Raw genomic sequence first — 16,153 nt, forward strand, 5'->3', positions numbered from 1 at the left:
GCGTCAGGGGTTGGGAACCGAGGCCGTCACAGTGAGCGCCGGCTGGCGAGGACGTGTTCCCGTCCGCTCAGCGGGTCCTCGAACTCCAGCCGCTGGGCCAACAACTGCAGCGGATGCGAGAAGTCATCGGGCGCCACGTCGAGGAGGTCGGGGTACAGCGGGTCGTTCAGAATCGGCAACCCCAGCGACGCCATGTGCACCCGTAGCTGGTGGGTGCGCCCGGTGCGCGGCGTCAACCGGTACACCCCCTCGCCGGCTGCCATCACCAGTGTTTCGGCGTTCGGCTCACCCGGCACTTCGGCCGCTTGTAACACCCCGCGCCGCTTGATGATCCGGCTACGGACCGTCGTCGGCAAGGCCACCGTCGGATGCCCCGCCGATCGTGCCAGGTAGGTCTTGCGCACCTCGCCGCGCGCGAACATGGTCTGATATGCGCCGCGAACCTCGCGCCGCACCGTGAAGACCAGCACCCCCGCGGTCAGGCGATCGAGCCGGTGGGCCGGCGACAGCTCGGGCAACCCCAGTTCCCGTCTCAGCCGCACCAGCGCCGTCTGCATGACGTGGCGGCCGCGCGGCATCGTCGCCAGGAAGTGCGGCTTGTCGACCACCGCGATGTCGTCGTCGCGGTACAACACGGGGATTTCGAACGGCACCGACACCTCGTCGGCGACGTCGCGGTACAGGTAGACGACGGCGTTGGGTGGCAGTACCGTTCCCGCGGTCACCACGGTGCCGTCGGCGCAGACCACCTCCCCGGCAAGCACGTTCGTCGCTGCCTCCTCACCGAACCGGTCGGCCAACTCGACCAGCACCGCACCGCCGCGCAACCGCACGCGAGCCGGCCCGAGCCCGTCGCGCGCCGGCAGCGGCGCGGGCCTGGACCGCCTCAACTGAGCGGGACCGGTTCGAGGATCTCCGCGCGCGCCTCGGGCGCGGCGGCGCGCAAGGCGTCGGCCGACTCGTCGTCGGGTTCCTGCTGCGACCGGATTTCGGCGTCGACGCGGGCCAGGTAGGTGTCCACTTCGCGGTCGATGTCATCAGCACTCCAACCCAGCAGCGGCGCAACCACTTCGGCGACCTCGCGAGCGCAGTCGACGCCGCGGTGCGGGTACTCGATGGAGATCCGCATCCGGCGCGCCATGATGTCCTCCAGATGCAACGCACCCTCGGCGGCGGCCGCATACCAAGCCTCCACCTTCAGATACACGGGCGCTTCGGTGATCGGATCAAGAAGGTCCGGCCGCACTTCGGCTTGCTCGCTGGCCATCTGCAACACCTCGCCGATCAGCGACCCGTACCGGTCCAGCAGGTGCCGCACCCGATACGGGTGCAACCCGTAATGCGCACCGACGCTCTCGGTCTGGTTGATCAGGGCGAAGTAACCGTCGGCCCCCATCAACGGCACCTTCTCGGTGATCGAGCGCGCGACCCGCGCGGGGATGTATTCGGCCGCCGCGTCGATCGCGTCCTCGCCCATCACCCGATACGTCGTGTACTTGCCGCCTGCGATGGCCACCAACCCCGGCGCGGGCACCGCTACCGCGTGCTCGCGAGACAGCTTCGACGTCTCCTCGCTCTCGCCTGCCAGCAGTGGTCGCAGTCCGGCGTAAACGCCGTCGATGTCGTCGTGGGTCAGCGGTGTCGCCAGCACCGTGTTGACGGTTTCGAGGAGGTAGTCGATGTCGGCCTTGGTGGCCGCCGGATGCGCCAGGTCGAGGTTCCAGTCGGTGTCGGTGGTGCCGATGATCCAGTGCGTGCCCCACGGTATGACGAACAGCACCGACTTCTCGGTGCGCAAAATGATCGCCACCTCGCTGACGATGCGGTCGCGAGGCACCACAATGTGCACACCCTTGGAGGCCCGCACCCGGAATCGGCCACGCTGCTTCGACAATGCCTGGATCTCGTCGGTCCACACACCGGTGGCGTTCACGACGACGTGTCCGCGCACCTCGGTGATGCCCCCGTCTTCGGAGTCGCGCACCTGCACGCCGATGACCCGGTCACCCTCCCGCAACAGCGCCACCGCCTGCGTCGATGTCCGCACCACCGCGCCGTAGTGCGCCGCTGTGCGCGCGACCGTCATGGTGTGGCGCGCATCGTCGACAACCGTGTCGTAGTAGCGGATCCCGCCGATGAGTGACGACCGCTTCAACCCCGGCGCCAGGCGCAGCGCTCCCGATTTCGTCAGATGCTTCTGCGGCGGAACCGATTTCGCGCCACCCAACTGGTCGTAGAGGAAAATGCCCGCCGCCACGTACGGCCGCTCCCACCATCTGTTGGTCAGCGGGAACAGGAACGGCAGCGGTTTCACCAGATGCGGCGCCAAGGTGGTCAGCGACAGTTCGCGCTCGTGCAACGCCTCGCGCACCAGGCCGAACTCCAACTGCTCGAGATAACGCAGTCCGCCATGGAACATCTTCGACGACCGGCTCGACGTGCCGGACGCGAAATCGCGCGCCTCGACCAGGGCCACCTTGAGCCCCCGGGTCGCCGCATCCAACGCCGCACCGGCGCCCACGACTCCGCCGCCGATCACCACCACGTCGAACTGCTCACTGCCCAACCGCTGCCAGGCCTCCGCCCGCTGAGCGGGACCCAGAAGCGTCTGGCCGCTGGCCGGGATCGGGTCACTCACCGGAGGGACTCCTAGTTACTCGTCGGTACGGTTGCCCGCTCCAAGGTTACGTGGCGTCGACGCTTTGTGGACTCAGTCCAGATCGTCGTGCGCCATCAGCTGGCGTCCGGCCTCGGTGATCGACCCGGTGAGCGACGGATACACCGAGAACGTCTGCGCCAGGTCCTCGACGTCGTTGCCGTTCTGCACCGCCAGCGCGATCGGCATAATCAGTTCGGAGGCGATCGGCGCGACCACTACCCCGCCGATCACCACACCGGTCGCCGGCCTGCAGAAGATCTTGATGAAGCCGCGTCGCAGGCTCGACATCTTGGCTCTGGCGTTGGTGTTCAGCGGCAGCATCACCGTGCGAGCGGCCACCGACCCGTCGTCGATCTTGGACTGCGGCACCCCGACGGCGGCGATCTCCGGCCGGGTGAACACCGCGGCGGCCACGGTGCGCAGCCGGATCGGTTCCAGACCTTCCCCCAGCGCGTGGTACATCGCGATGCGGCCCTGCATGGCCGCTACCGAGGCGAGCAGCATCAGCCCGGTGCAGTCGCCTGCGGCGTAGATGCCCGGGACGTTGGTCCGCGAGACCCGGTCGACGGTGAGGTAGTTGCCCTGGCCGAGTTCGATGCCGACCCGCTCGAGGCCCAGACCGCTGGTGTTGGGCACGGAGCCCACGGTCATCAGCGCGTGGCTGCCCTCCACGCAGCGGCCGTCGGTCATCCGGACCACGACCCCAGCCCCAGAGCCTGAGCCATCGCGTTCGACCGATTCGGCGCGCGCGTTCTTGACCAGCGTGACACCCCGGGACGCGAGCACCTCCTCGAGGACCGCGGCGGCATCGGAGTCCTCGTGCGGCAGGATCTGATCGCGGCTCGCCACCACGGTGACCTTCACCCCGAGCTCGGTATAGGCGTTGACGAACTCCGCGCCGGTCACCCCGGAACCCACGACGACCAGGTGTTCTGGCAGCTCCTGGAGATCGTAGAGCTGGCGCCAGTTGAGGATGCGTTCGCCGTCGGGTTCGGCACCGGCCAGCACCCGCGGGCTGGCGCCGGTCGCGATCAGTACGACGTCGGCCCTCAGCGTGCTGGTCGAGCCGTCGTGGCCGGACACCCGCACCGTGTGCTCGGCCATCCCCGGCACATCGTCGACCAGTTCACCGCGACCCGCGATCAACGTGACGCCCTGACTGCGCAGCCGCTCGGCGATATCGGCCGACTGCGCGGCGGCGAGCTTCTTGACGCGTTCGTTGAGCGTCGGCAGCGCGATCTTGGCGTTGTCGAAGTCGAGCGCGTAGCCGAGATCGGGGGCGCGACGAAGTTCGGTGCGCACCCCGGTGGAGGCGATGAACGTCTTGGACGGCACACAGTCCCACAGCACACAGGCACCGCCGATCCCGTCCGAGTCGACGACGGTGACCTCGGCGACATCGGGTCCCGCCGCCGCTGCGACCAAGGCCGCCTCATAGCCGGCGGGCCCGCCGCCGATGATCACGATGCGGGTTGCCTTCTGAATTGGCACGGACCCAACCTAACGAAGCGGGTGGTCGATCGCCCAGCCAGGAGACGAAGCCTTAACCTTTACCGGTGCCGCTCTACGCCGCTTACGGGTCCAACATGCATCCGGAGCAGATGTTGCAACGGGCGCCGCATTCCCCGATGGCCGGCACCGGGTGGTTACACGGCTGGCGTCTGACGTTCGGCGGCGAGGACATCGGGTGGGAGGGCGCGCTCGCCACCATCGTCGAGGATCCGAGCTCCAAGGTGTTCGTCGTGCTCTACGACATGACCAAGGAGGACGAGGAGAACCTCGACCGCTGGGAGGGCTCCGAGTTGGGGGTCCACAAGAAGATCCGCTGCCGGGTGGAGCGCACCTCGTCGGACACCGACACCGACCCCGTCCTGGCGTGGCTGTACGTCGTAGACGCGTGGGAAGGTGGCCTGCCGTCGGCCCGCTATCTCGGGGTCATGGCCGACGCCGCCGAAATCGCAGGCGCACCAGCCGAATACGTGCGCCAGATCCGCACCCGACCAGCCCGCAACATCGGCCCCGGCACATCAGGATGAAAACCGACCCGCACGCCGCTTCGGCACCTGCCACCCACGCTGGCATGCTGAGGCGGTGAGATCCTTGCGTTTCGAACATCACCGCTCAAGTGAGGTCCAAACGTGAGACTGGTCGTTCATGACTACTCCGGACACCCGGGGCAGGTGCATCTCAGCCGGGAGCTGGCTCGTCGTGGACACACCGTCGAGCACCAGTTCTGTACGTCCTACACGACCGGTCGGGGCGCCACTGAGCGCAGAGAGGGTGACCCGCGCACCTTTTCCGTGCGTGCACTCGACCTCGGCGGCGAATTCGCACGCTACTCCCCATTGGTCAGGCTCAAACAAGAACTGCGGTACGCACCGATCGCTGCGCGAGCCGTTTGCGACGCCCGCCCGGACGTCGCGGTGCTGTCGAACATTCCTCTGCTGTCGCTGTTCTTGCTGGCATTCCTCCTGCGTCGACGTGGTGTTCCCTATGTGTTCTGGCAACAGGACGTCTACAGCGACGCAATCGGTGTGGTCGCCCGCCAGAAACTGCGCGGCCCAGGAGCGGTAGTCGCGTGGCTTGCCGCGCGCGCCGAACGCAGCGTTGCCCGCGGCGCCGCGGGCATCGTGCCGATCAGCGACACCTTTCTCGAGCAACTCGACCGATGGGGTGTGGCGCGGTCCAAAGTTCGCGTCGTTCCCAACTGGGGTGCCATCGATGAGATGCCCGTTCGCCCGCGACGGAATCCCTGGGCAACGGCGCACGGGCTCACCGATGTGCCGGTAGTCATGTATGCCGGCACCCTCGGGCTCAAGCACGATCCTTCGGTGCTCGCTCGCCTGGCGCAGAGCGTGCCGGATGGCTCGCGCGTCGTCGTCGTCTCGCAAGGCCAGGGCCGCGAGTGGCTGGAGACGAACGCGGCCGACGTGGAGTCGCTGGCGCTGCTTGACTACCAGCCCTACGAGCAATTGCCGGACATGCTCGCCAGCGCCGACGTGCTGATCGTGGTGTTGGAGCAAGATGCCAGCCGCTACTCGGTTCCCTCGAAGGTGCTCAACTACTTCTGTGCGGGCCGGCCCGTACTGGGGTTGCTGCCGGGCGACAATGCAGTGGCGCACATGATCGAATCAGCCGGCGCGGGCATCGTGTGCAGCCCTGCGGACATGGCGGCGGCCTCGACGGCGTTGAACGACCTGCTCGCCGACCCCGAAGCCCGTGAGAGAATGGGTAACGCGGCGCGTGACTACGCCGAAAAGACGTTCGACGTCGCTGTTGTCGGTGATCTCTTTGAATCGGTGGTCAGTGCCGTCTATGATCTGCCCAGTCATTTGCTGAGCAACGGCTGAAGCAAATAGCGAACGATCCCTGCGCCTACGCTGACGTGGGTATAACGACGATCGAGGAGGAACGACGTGGGTAGTGCGCGCGAAACAGCGCTCGTTGCAGGCGCGGGCGGGTTCATCGGCGGCCACCTCGCCAGGACACTTACCGAGCAGGGCCTCGAGGTGCGCGGCGCCGACGTCAAACCCTTCGACGAGTGGTATCAGATTCCCGACGGTGTGGAGGCCCGTCAACTGGACCTGTCGAAGATCGACGACGCTCGAGCGGCCGTCGAGGGTGTCGACACCGTCTACATGCTCGCCGCGGACATGGGTGGCATGGGCTTCATCGAAACCCACAAAGCCGACTGCATGCTGTCGGTGCTCACCAGCACTCACATGCTGGTCGCGGCCCGCGACGCCGGGGTCGGTCGCTACTTCTACTCCAGTTCCGCCTGCGTCTACGCCGCCGACAAGCAGGTCGACGCTGATGTCACGGCGCTGAAGGAGGCTGACGCCTATCCGGCCATGCCCGAGGACGGCTATGGCTGGGAGAAGCTGTTCAGCGAGCGGATGGCCCGCCACTTCCTCGAAGACTTCGGATTACAGACCAGGGTCGCGCGGTACCACAATGTGTACGGTCCGATCGGCAGCTTCGAGGGTGGCCGTGAGAAGGCGCCCGCCGCGCTGTGCCGCAAGATCGCCGAAGCCGTGCTGACCGGCCGCCATGAGATCGAGATCTGGGGCGACGGCGAGCAGACCCGCAGCTTCATGTACGTCGATGATTGCGTCGAGGGAACCATCAAGGTCACCGCCGGCGACAGCCCGGAACCCGTCAACGTCGGCAGTTCGGAATTGGTGAGCATCAACCAGATGGTGGGCATCATCGAGCAGATCGCCGGAATCACCGTGAAGCGCGACTACAACCTCGACGCACCGAAGGGCGTGCGAGGCCGAAACAGCGACAACACGATGATTCTGAAAACCTACGGCTGGGAGCCCTCGATTCGGCTCGCCGACGGGTTGGAGCGCACGTATCGCTGGATTTACGACCAGTTGGCGTCGCGCGATCGGGCCACCGCGGCGGTCTGACGACGGCCGCCGAGCCGGGATGTAATCAGAACGCGGCGGCCTGCTCGACGAGGTTGGCCAGCACGCGCACGCCGACCGCCAGCGCGCGCTCGTCGAGGTCGAAGCTCGGCTGGTGCAGATCCAGTTGCGGACCCCACCCCGTCCACACGCCCAGTCGCGCCATCGCGCCGGGCACCTCCTCGAGGTACCACGAGAAGTCCTCGCCACCGCCGGACTGCCGGGTGTCGGCGAGCACGTCGGGCCCGATGGCCTCGATCGCGTGGGTGACGATCCTCGTCGAGATCTCCTCGTTCACCACAGGCGGCACCCCGCGGCGGTACTGCAGGCTGTAGTCGATGCCCAGCGGGGCGAGTAACGACGAAACTGTCTCGCGCACAATGGCTTCCAGCGTGACCCAGGTGTCACGACTGGCGGTGCGGATGGTGCCGGCCAGGGTCCCGGTCTGCGGGATCGCGTTGGCGGCCACGCCGGCGTTGACCGCGCCCCACACCATCACCGTGCTGTTGCGGGGATCGATGCGCCGCGACAGCACACCGGGCACCCCGGTGATCAGCGCGCCGAGGCCATAGACCAGGTCGCCGGTCAGATGCGGACGCGAGGTGTGCCCGCCAGGTGAGTGCAACGTGACCTCGAGCTGGTCAGCGGCCGAGGTGATCGGCCCGGCCCGCACCGCGACCCTGCCGACCGCGAGCCGCGGGTCGCAGTGCAGCGCGAAGATGCGCGACACCCCGGCCAGCGCGCCGGCTTCGATCGCGTCGATCGCGCCGCCGGGCATAAGTTCTTCGGCGGCCTGAAAGATCAGCCGGACTCCGACCGGCAGCTCGGGCACCGACGACAGCGCCAGCGCGGTGGCCAACAGGATCGCGGTGTGCGCATCGTGACCGCAGGCATGCGACACGTTGGGCACCACCGAGGCGTACGGGGCGCCGGTGCGGTCGGCCATCGGCAACGCGTCCATATCGGCCCGCAGTGCGATCCGCGGTCCATGCTCGGGCCCGAAATCGCACGTCAACCCCGTTCCGCCGGGTAGCACCTTCGGGTTGAGCCCGGCGTCGGCCAGCAGCGACGCGACGAACTGCGTGGTGGAGAACTCCTGACGGCCCAGTTCCGGATGCGCATGGATGTGCCGGCGCCACGCGACCAGGTCGCCGTAGTGCGCGTCGAGCCACAGCTCGGTGGCGTCCCGCAGGCTCACGATGCCCGCCGTTCCCGCAGCTCGAGCACCCGGTCGCGCTCTGCCGGAGTCTGGGCCAGGCCCACGACCGTGCGGGCCAGCATGGCCGCGCCCTCGATCACCGCCTGGTCCCCGCTGGGCCCAACCGCGGCTGTGGCGAATCCGGGCTGGTGCACCGACGCGCCGCCGGCGTCGATACCGACGATCGGATGGATGCCGGGCATCACCTGGGTGACATTGCCCATGTCGGTGCTGCCCAGTGGCAACGCCGCCTCCAGCTCCGCGGGCACCGGCGAGCGGCCCACCCGCAGCATCTCGGCGCGGAACGCCTCGGCCAGCCACCGGTCCGGGGTGAGCTCCGAGTACGTCGGCTCGGTCTCGGCGACGTCGTGACCGCAGCCGGTCGCGACGGCGCCGGCGAGGAAGCAGTCAGACATCCGCCGCTCCAGCTCGCGCAGCGAGGCGACGTCGTTGGCCCGCATCGTGTACTGCATCTCGGCCCGCGCCGGAATCACGTTGGTGGCCTGACCGCCATCGGTGATGATGCCGTGCACCATATGGCCGGGCGCCAGCTGCTGGCGCAGCAGCCCGATCGCCACCTGCGCGACGGTGATCGCGTCGACGGCGTTCAGGCCGAGATGGGGAGCGACGGCGGCGTGCGCTTCGCGGCCGTCGTAGCGGACCGCCACCTGCGACAGCGCCAGCGAACGCGCCGCGGCGATGTCGAGCGGTCCCGGGTGCAGCATCACCGCCGCGGCGACGTCGTCGAACGCTCCGGCGTTGAGCAGCAGTACTTTCCCGCCGCCCGCCTCCTCGGCAGGGGTGCCCAGGAGCACGACCGTCAAGCCGAGTTCGTCGGCCACCTCGGCCAGCGCCAGCGCGGCGCCGACCGCCGACGCGGCGATGATGTTGTGCCCGCACGCGTGTCCGATGCCGGGCAGCGCGTCGTATTCGGCACACACCCCGATGACCAGCGGCCCGCTGCCGTAGACGGCGCGGAATGCGGTGTCCAGGCCGCCGGGGGCGGTGGTGATCTCGAAGCCGTGTTCGGCCGGCAGGGCCTTGGTCTTGGCACAGCTGCGGTGTTCGGCGAAGGCGAGTTCGGGTTCGGCGTGAATGGAGTGCGACAGCTCGACCAGGTCACCGCGGCGCCGCTGGACGGCGTCCTCGACGGTTGTCGAGGCGGTGACGGCAGGCATCCAAGCAGTATCTCACTGCCGCCGCCCGCAGTCCCCGACAGCTAAGCTCGCCCACCATGACCGATCGGCACGAGTCGGCCGCCGCGAGCGCCATCGCGGAGCGCACCGGCGTGCCCCGCCACGATGTCGCCGTCGTCCTGGGCTCGGGCTGGGCGCCTGCGGTCGAGCAGCTGGGCGACCCGGTGGCGGTTGTTCCCGTCGCCGAGCTGCCCGGCTTCACCCCGCCCACCGCCGCAGGACACGGCGCACGGCTGCTGTCGATGCGCATCGGCGATCACCGGGTACTGGTGTTCGTCGGTCGCATCCATGCCTATGAGGGCCACGAGTTGCGTCATATCGTGCATCCCGTGTTGGCCGCGTGCGCCAGCGGCGTCCACACGTTAGTGCTGACCAACGCGGCCGGTGGGCTGCGCGAGGGCCTGGCGGTAGGCCAGCCGGTGCTGATCAGTGACCATCTCAACCTGACGGGCCGCTCGCCGCTGGTCGGTCCACGGTTCGTCGACATGGTCGACGCGTATTCGCCGCGCCTACGGGCAATCGCCCGCGAGATCGACCCGTCGCTGGCCGACGGCGTCTACGCGTGCCTGCCCGGCCCGCAGTACGAGACGCCCGCCGAGATCCGGATGCTGCGCGTGCTCGGTGCGGACCTGGTGGGGATGTCGACCGTGCACGAAACCATCGCGGCCCGCGCGGCGGGCGCCGAGGTACTGGGGGTTTCGCTGGTGACCAACCTCGCCGCCGGGATGACCGGTGAGCCGTTGAATCACGACGAGGTGCTGGAGGCGGGCCGTCAATCGGCGACGCGGATGGGGTCGCTGCTGGCGGGCGTCGTCGCTCGTCTCTGAGTGCCGAACCGCCTCATGCCTCGGGCCAGCAGCGGCGCGGCGAACAGCATCAGCAGGATGCGCACCACCTGTGCGGCGATGATGAACGTGACGCTGGAGCCCGTCTCGACTGCGGTCGCCCGCATCGCGTAGACCCCGCCCGGGCTCGTCGCGAGGTAGCCCACCAGCAGCGTCAGCCCGGTGACATGCGCCAGTGCAACGCCAAGCAGAGCGGTCACCACGCCCAGCACCGCGATCAACGCGATGGCGGTCGGCAAAAGCCGGCCGACGGTGCGCACCGAATCGCGGGTGAACGCCAGGCCCGCCTGCCAGCCGATCAGCGCATACCCGAGTTGCACCAGCACCACCGGCACCGAGAGGCCGAACGACATGCCGGTGAGTTCGACGGCCACCGTCAAGGCCAACGGCCCGAGCAGCCCGGCGCCCGGCAACCGGACCAGCCGACCGAGCGCACCGCCGACCGCCACCAACACAATCAGCATGCCGACGCTCAGATACCAGGGCGCGGCGGCAGTTTGGGCGTGACGCCACGATGCAGGGCCAGCAGTGCTCCGCACGCGATGCTCAACAACAGGGTGGCGACGGCGATCGCTATGACGATCGGCCAGTGCGGACCCAGCGCGTCGATCGCGTCCCGCTGCACCATGGTGCCGATGTAGACACCGAGCACGCCCTGCGCACCGAGCCCGGCGAGCCGGGGCACCCGGGCCGGCGCCAGCGACGCCAGCGCGAGCACGATGCCGACCACCAGCGCGGCGAACAGCGCCGCCGACGGCACGCCGAGGACATCCAACGGATAAGTGACGGCGACGGTCACCGCGGCCAGTAGCACCCACCTGCCGAGTCGTCGAATCATGGTGATTACAAGCATCCTCTTGGCAATTCGCCTCGTGATGGTCGTCGCTGCTCTGCTGCGCAAGCCCGCATACGGCGAGGTGAAAGTGGGCACACTGACGGGATGAGTCCGTCGGGGAAGTCGGCCATGGCGCAAGAGTGGATCTCCCACGATCCCGATCCGAAGACCGCGGCGGAGTTGCTGCAGTGCTCCGACGACGAGCTCGAACAGCGTTTCGCCCACCCGTTGAAGTTCGGCACGGCGGGGCTGCGCGGACCCATGCGCGGCGGTCCGAGCGGCATGAACCTCGCCGTCGTCGTGCGCGCCGCCTGGGCGGTGGGCAAGGTGCTCCACGACCGCGGTCTGCAGGGGCAGGACGTGGTGGTCGGCCGCGACGCCCGCCACAACTCGGATGACTTCGCCCTGGCCGCCGCCGAAGTGCTGGCCGCGCAGGGGTTTCCAGTCACCCTCTTCTTCACCGCGGTGCCGACCCCGGTACTCGCCTTCGCGGTGAGGCACCGGCCCGCGGTGGCAGGCATCCAGATCACGGCCTCGCACAATCCTTCCTCCGACAACGGATTCAAGGTGTACTTCGGTGGCGGCTTCCCCATCGTGGCACCCATCGACCGGGAGATCGAAGAGGCGATGGCCCAGGCGCCGCCCGCCGACGAGATCGCCCGCCACCAGATCACGCCGACTGGTGTCGCCGAGGTCCAGAGCTACGTCCAACGCGCCGCCCGCATACGGCACACTCACGGGTCGGTCCGAGTGGCGTTCACGCCGCTGCACGGTGTCGGTGGCGAGTTCGCCCTCGACGCACTGGTACGGGCCGGATTCTCCGACGTCCACGTCGTGGAGAGCCAGTTCGCTCCGGACCCGGAGTTTCCGACGGTCGCGTCGGCGAACCCGGAGGAGCCCGGCGCGGTCGAGCAGCTGCTCGAGCTGGCTGCCGACGTCGGTGCCGAGGTCGCGATCGCGCTGGATCCGGATGCCGATCGCTGCGCGGTCGGCATCCCCTCCCCGGACGGTTGGCGGATGCTCACCGGTGACGAAACCGGTTGGTTGCTCGGCGATTACATCCTCTCCCAGATCGAGCCGGGACCGGTGACCGAGGCGACGGTCGTGGCCAACTCGCTGGTGTCCTCGCGGATGCTCGCCTCGATCGCCAAGGAGCACGGCGCACGTCACGTCGAAACGGCCACCGGGTTCAAGTGGCTGTCACGGGCCGACCTGGACCTGCCCGGCTGCACGCTCGTGTACGCCTACGAGGAGGCGATCGGTCATTGCGTCGACCCGTCGGCGGTCCGCGACAAGGACGGCATCAGCGCAGCGGTGTTGGTCTGTGATCTCGTGTGCGCTCTGCGCGACCGGGGGCACACCGTCCTGGATACGCTCGACGATCTCGCCCGGCGCCACGGTGTGCACACCACCGCCGCGGTGTCGCGGCGCGTCGAGGACGCCCACGAAGCCGCCGCGGTGATGACCCGGCTCCGGCACACGCCACCCGAGGAGCTCGCCGGCTACCCGGTGACGGCGACAGATCTGCGGCCCGAGGACGGCACGGACGCCTTGATCCTCTCCGGTGGCGACGACCAGGTCTCCGTTCGGCTGGTGGCGCGTCCGTCCGGTACGGAGCCGAAAGTGAAGTCCTACATCGAAGTTCGGTGTCATGACACCACCGACCTGCCGCGCGCCCGCGCGCGGACGCAACAGGTGTGCGGCGAGGTCGCCACCGTCGCCCAGCGCTTCTGACCGGTCCGGCGGGTCGGCCGACTTCGCGTCCGCTGCCGCTGATCAGCGCGGGCCGAACTGGCGGTCACCGGCATCGCCGAGACCCGGCACGATGTAGGCGATGTCGTTGAGTCGCTCGTCGATGGTCGCGGTGTACAGGCGCAGATCCGGCGCGACGTCTTCCAGCGCCGCAACGCCTTCCGGGGCCACCACCACGCAGACCGCCGTGACGTCGGTGGCATTGCGCTCCTGCAGCAGTCCGAGGGTGTGGGCCATCGATCCGCCGGTCGCGAGCATCGGGTCCAGCACCATCACCGGCTGCGTGCTCAGGTCGTCGGGCAGCGACTCCAGATACGGTGTGGGCCTGTGTGTTTCCTCGTCGCGGGCAACCCCGACGAAGCCGACGCGCGCCTCGGGGATCAAGGCGTGCGCCTGGTCGACCATGCCGAGCCCGGCCCGTAGCACCGGGACCAGCAGCGGCGGGTTGGCCAGCCGGTAGCCCGTGGTCTCGGCCAACGGCGTGCGTACCGGAACCGGTTCCACGGCGGCGTCGCGGGTCGCCTCGTAGACCAGCATCAGGGTGAGGTCGCGCAGTGCAGACCTGAACGCCGCGTTGTTCGTGCGCTCGTCACGCAGCGTGGTGAGCCGCGCGGCGGCGAGCGGGTGATCGACGATGCGGACATCCATGGGCGGAACCTTAATCGGAACCGATGCCCGCCCGGTGGCGTCTTACCCACATGCACGCCGACACCGAAGCGATCCGAACCCTCGCGTCCGATAGCACGTCACAGGCCGACGAACTCGCCGCCATCGCCTCGGCGTTGACGGCGCTACCGACCGCCACCGCGGCCTCGTCCTTCGGTCCTGTCGGCGCGCCGTTTCTCGCGGCGCTCGCGGAGGCCGTCGCGCATGAATCGCGCACGGTGGCGACGCTGGGTGTGCGCACGGGGGCAGCCGGTGACGCCGCTGCGGCATCGGCGGCGGCCTACGACGACGCCGACGCGCGGGCGGGTGCTCGGGTCGGCGGCCTCTGAGGATGCCCGACGCGGTGGTCGCCGCGCTGTCCGCGCGGATCCGTGAGGTGCAGGCGCTGGTCGGCTCCGGAACGGTGACCGGTGAGCTGACCGACGTGCTGCACCGTGCACGCTCGGCACTTGAGGAGGTGTCACGCTCCGCCGGCCGGTCGTGGGACCGCACGGCCGAGCGGTGGAGCGGGCCGGGCGCCGAAGCGGCGAGCCGCAATGTCGCCGCGACGGTCGCGGCCGTCGAGGAGGCCGCGGACCGGCTGGGGCGCATCGGGTCGTCGACGGAGGCGGCGGGCGCCGCGATCGAGCGGGCGCACCGGCGTCTCAACGACATCGCGGACGCCTTCGAGGCGCGTGCCGCCGCGCTGGAGCCGCACCTGGACTCGCCGGATGCGACCGCAGAGCTACTGGCCGAAGCGCGGCGATCGCTCGCCGAGGCCGTCGCGGTGGTCGACGAGCTACGGGCGGATCTCGACGGCCAGGCCGCGGCGCTGCCGTCGTCGACATCGGCGGCGGCCGGATCCGTTCCGCCTGCGGCCACCACACCCGCGGCGTTCACCCCGTCGATGCCGCCGACGGGCTCGGGCGCGGGCCTGGGATCCGGCGCCGGCCTGGGATCCGGCGGAACGGTGGGCGCGGCCGGGTTCGGCTCGCTGCTGCGCGACCTCGGCGACCTGGCGCAGTCGCCGATGGGCACCCCCGATGCCACGAGCTTCGGAGACGGGGTGGCGGTGCGCCTGCCCGACGGCAGCACGGCCATGGCCCCGAACGCCGTGGCGGCCGGCGCGGTTCGGCACGCGCTGACCCAATTGGGCGTGCCCTACGACTGGGGCGGCACGACTCCGGGCGTCGGCCTGGACTGCAGCGGCTTGACGCAGTGGGCCTACGCCGAGGCCGGGCTGTCGCTGCCGCGGCTGGCCCAGGAGCAGGACATCGGCGCCGCCGTCGACGCAGGCAGTTTGCAGCCCGGCGACCTCGCAGTGTGGGACGGCCACGTCGCAATGATCGTCGGCAACGGCCAGATGATCGAGGCCGGTGACCCGGTGCAGATCTCGCCCATCCGTACCACCAACCTCAACCAGGGTTTCCAGGGATTCTGGCGTCCGACGGCGTGAGCGGCCATGCTGTATCGCGGGAAGGGAACCGCAATGACAGCGACGACGGCGATGCGTCCGGTCTCCGTTCTGGTTGCCGCGACCCACCTGTCGATGGTCATCGTCAACATCCTCGCGAACACGCTGCCCATCAACGGGGTCAGGACCGGCGACGTGTCGGACGCCTATCCGAACCTGCTCGCACCCGCCGGATACGCCTTCTCCATCTGGAGCCTGATCTACCTGCTCCTCGGGTTGCATGTGCTCTTCCAGTTCGGCCAGCGGTGATCGTGCTCATCGCCGCGGCGGCGATCGGCTGCCTGGCGCTTTTCGTGGCAGCGAGCGCGGTGGTGTTGTTTCGCCGACGGACCGAGCCTGCGGCCGCCTGACGCAGAAAGGGCTGACCATCGCCGTGGGCGAACTGTGGACGACAATGCTCCCAGCTGCGGTCGCCATCGCGTTGAGCCCTACCGGCATCATCGAGTTGATCCTGGTGCTGCTCTCCGTACGGGCCCGCCGAAACGCGCTCGTGTTCCTCGCCTCGGTTACGGCGGGCGTGTTTCTGCTGCCGCTGCTGGGCGCCTCGATCCTCGGGGCGATGGTGGAGAGCGACGTACTCGCCGCGCAGGCGAACACCGCTACCGCATGGGTTCTCGTCGGGGTGGGTGTGCTGTTGCTTCCTCTTGCGGTCATCAGCTTCCGCAGGCGCGGCGATCCGACGCACCCGGCGGTCTTCGACGAGATCGCGGGAATGGGCCCGTTGGCCGTTTTCTTGCTGTCGCTGAGCGTGGTCTGGCTCAATCCGATCAACGCGCTGGTGTTGCTCTCCGTCGGGTCGCACGCCGCAGCCATCCATCTGTCGATGGCGGCCTTGCTGCCGTCGCTGGCCGCGTTCACGGTGTTGGCCACTGCGCCGTTCGTCGCGGTGGTGGTGTTCCTGGTATCCGGTGGTGATCGGACCGGCGCGGCACTCGGCCGGCTCAGGCAGCGGATCGTCGACCACATCCGGCTCATCGCGGCGGTAGTGCTGGGTGTGCTCGGCCTCGTGCTCATCGTCCAGGGTGCCGCTTCGATGCCCTAAGCCCTGCCCAATTTCGCGGTGGCGGTATGCACTGACAGCTGAATACTGCGGTCCGGGGAGTTCGTTTGGCCCTGCTCGACGGAAGAGGCTCCAGG

At 69.0% G+C, this 16,153-nt stretch carries 15 protein-coding genes and 1 pseudogene; 9 read left to right on the plus strand and 7 right to left on the minus strand.

What is annotated here, in order from left to right:
* Nucleotides 1-26: 26 nt before the first annotated feature.
* From K3G64_RS02965 to K3G64_RS02975, 3 genes are all read right to left on the minus strand, one after another.
* Entirely contained in the window at nucleotides 27-890 is an 864-nt protein-coding gene (locus K3G64_RS02965) for a pseudouridine synthase (RefSeq protein ID WP_238888880.1), read from the minus strand.
* Nucleotides 887-2,638 (minus strand): glycerol-3-phosphate dehydrogenase/oxidase, encoded by a 1,752-nt coding sequence (locus tag K3G64_RS02970; RefSeq protein WP_238888881.1) that lies wholly within the window; start codon nucleotides 2,636-2,638, stop codon nucleotides 887-889. Before K3G64_RS02970 ends, K3G64_RS02965 begins: the two co-directional genes overlap by 4 nt.
* A gap of 72 nt (nucleotides 2,639-2,710) precedes the next feature.
* On the minus strand, nucleotides 2,711-4,144 hold the full coding sequence (locus K3G64_RS02975; RefSeq protein ID WP_238950373.1) for an NAD(P)H-quinone dehydrogenase: 1,434 nt from the start codon (nucleotides 4,142-4,144) through the stop codon (nucleotides 2,711-2,713).
* A gap of 71 nt (nucleotides 4,145-4,215) precedes the next feature.
* Here K3G64_RS02975 and K3G64_RS02980 point away from each other — a divergent pair, with 71 nt between their 5' ends.
* The 3 genes from K3G64_RS02980 to K3G64_RS02990 all read left to right on the plus strand — a co-directional run bounded on the left by K3G64_RS02980 (nucleotide 4,216) and on the right by K3G64_RS02990 (nucleotide 7,074).
* Nucleotides 4,216-4,695, plus strand: coding sequence for a gamma-glutamylcyclotransferase (locus tag K3G64_RS02980; protein ID WP_238888882.1), 480 nt, complete (start codon nucleotides 4,216-4,218; stop codon nucleotides 4,693-4,695).
* A 144-nt stretch (nucleotides 4,696-4,839) separates the two neighbouring features.
* On the plus strand, nucleotides 4,840-6,009 hold the full coding sequence (locus K3G64_RS02985; RefSeq protein WP_238950374.1) for a glycosyltransferase family 4 protein: 1,170 nt from the start codon (nucleotides 4,840-4,842) through the stop codon (nucleotides 6,007-6,009).
* A 66-nt stretch (nucleotides 6,010-6,075) separates the two neighbouring features.
* Nucleotides 6,076-7,074, plus strand: coding sequence for an NAD-dependent epimerase/dehydratase family protein (locus K3G64_RS02990; protein WP_238888883.1), 999 nt, complete (start codon nucleotides 6,076-6,078; stop codon nucleotides 7,072-7,074).
* 25 nt (nucleotides 7,075-7,099) lie between these two features.
* Here K3G64_RS02990 and K3G64_RS02995 read toward each other — a convergent pair whose 3' ends face one another.
* Both K3G64_RS02995 and K3G64_RS03000 read right to left on the minus strand, forming a co-directional pair.
* The gene (locus K3G64_RS02995; RefSeq protein WP_238888884.1) at nucleotides 7,100-8,269 is read right to left on the minus strand and encodes an amidohydrolase; all 1,170 of its coding nucleotides are present in this window, start codon (nucleotides 8,267-8,269) and stop codon (nucleotides 7,100-7,102) included.
* Nucleotides 8,266-9,447, minus strand: a complete 1,182-nt coding sequence (locus K3G64_RS03000; RefSeq protein WP_238888885.1) for a M20 family metallopeptidase — start codon at nucleotides 9,445-9,447, stop codon at nucleotides 8,266-8,268. Before K3G64_RS03000 ends, K3G64_RS02995 begins: the two co-directional genes overlap by 4 nt.
* Nucleotides 9,448-9,503: 56 nt before the next feature.
* Between K3G64_RS03000 and K3G64_RS03005 the strand changes: the two genes are divergently transcribed.
* Nucleotides 9,504-10,292 carry a purine-nucleoside phosphorylase gene (locus K3G64_RS03005; RefSeq protein WP_238888886.1) on the plus strand — a complete coding sequence of 263 codons (789 nt, stop codon included), beginning with the start codon at nucleotides 9,504-9,506 and terminating at the stop codon, nucleotides 10,290-10,292.
* Here the strand turns inward: K3G64_RS03005 and K3G64_RS03010 are convergent.
* Nucleotides 10,238-11,163 (minus strand): annotated as a pseudogene (locus K3G64_RS03010) (AbrB family transcriptional regulator). The gene K3G64_RS03005 and the pseudogene K3G64_RS03010 sit on opposite strands and share 55 nt — an antisense overlap.
* 87 nt (nucleotides 11,164-11,250) lie before the next feature.
* Between K3G64_RS03010 and K3G64_RS03015 the strand changes: the two are divergent.
* Entirely contained in the window at nucleotides 11,251-12,879 is a 1,629-nt protein-coding gene (locus K3G64_RS03015) for a phospho-sugar mutase (protein ID WP_238888887.1), read from the plus strand.
* A 42-nt stretch (nucleotides 12,880-12,921) separates the two neighbouring features.
* Here the strand turns inward: K3G64_RS03015 and upp are convergent, their stop codons facing one another.
* Nucleotides 12,922-13,545 carry a uracil phosphoribosyltransferase gene (gene upp, locus K3G64_RS03020; protein ID WP_238888889.1) on the minus strand — a complete coding sequence of 208 codons (624 nt, stop codon included), beginning with the start codon at nucleotides 13,543-13,545 and terminating at the stop codon, nucleotides 12,922-12,924.
* Nucleotides 13,546-13,568: 23 nt separating this feature from the next.
* On the opposite strand from upp, the gene K3G64_RS03025 reads away from it, so the two are divergent.
* The 4 genes from K3G64_RS03025 (at nucleotide 13,569) to K3G64_RS03040 (ending at nucleotide 16,058) form a co-directional block, all read left to right on the plus strand.
* On the plus strand, nucleotides 13,569-13,892 hold the full coding sequence (locus K3G64_RS03025; RefSeq protein WP_238888891.1) for a type VII secretion target: 324 nt from the start codon (nucleotides 13,569-13,571) through the stop codon (nucleotides 13,890-13,892).
* A 2-nt stretch (nucleotides 13,893-13,894) separates the two neighbouring features.
* Nucleotides 13,895-14,998, plus strand: coding sequence for a C40 family peptidase (locus tag K3G64_RS03030; RefSeq protein ID WP_238888893.1), 1,104 nt, complete (start codon nucleotides 13,895-13,897; stop codon nucleotides 14,996-14,998).
* A gap of 33 nt (nucleotides 14,999-15,031) precedes the next feature.
* On the plus strand, nucleotides 15,032-15,265 hold the full coding sequence (locus K3G64_RS03035; RefSeq protein WP_238888895.1) for a hypothetical protein: 234 nt from the start codon (nucleotides 15,032-15,034) through the stop codon (nucleotides 15,263-15,265).
* Nucleotides 15,266-15,410: 145 nt separating this feature from the next.
* Nucleotides 15,411-16,058, plus strand: a complete 648-nt coding sequence (locus K3G64_RS03040; RefSeq protein ID WP_238888897.1) for a GAP family protein — start codon at nucleotides 15,411-15,413, stop codon at nucleotides 16,056-16,058.
* The last annotated feature ends 95 nt before the right edge of the window (nucleotides 16,059-16,153 follow it).

The sequence above is a fragment of the Mycobacterium sp. IDR2000157661 genome, assembly GCF_022317005.1.
Classification (GTDB): Bacteria; Actinomycetota; Actinomycetes; order Mycobacteriales; family Mycobacteriaceae; genus Mycobacterium.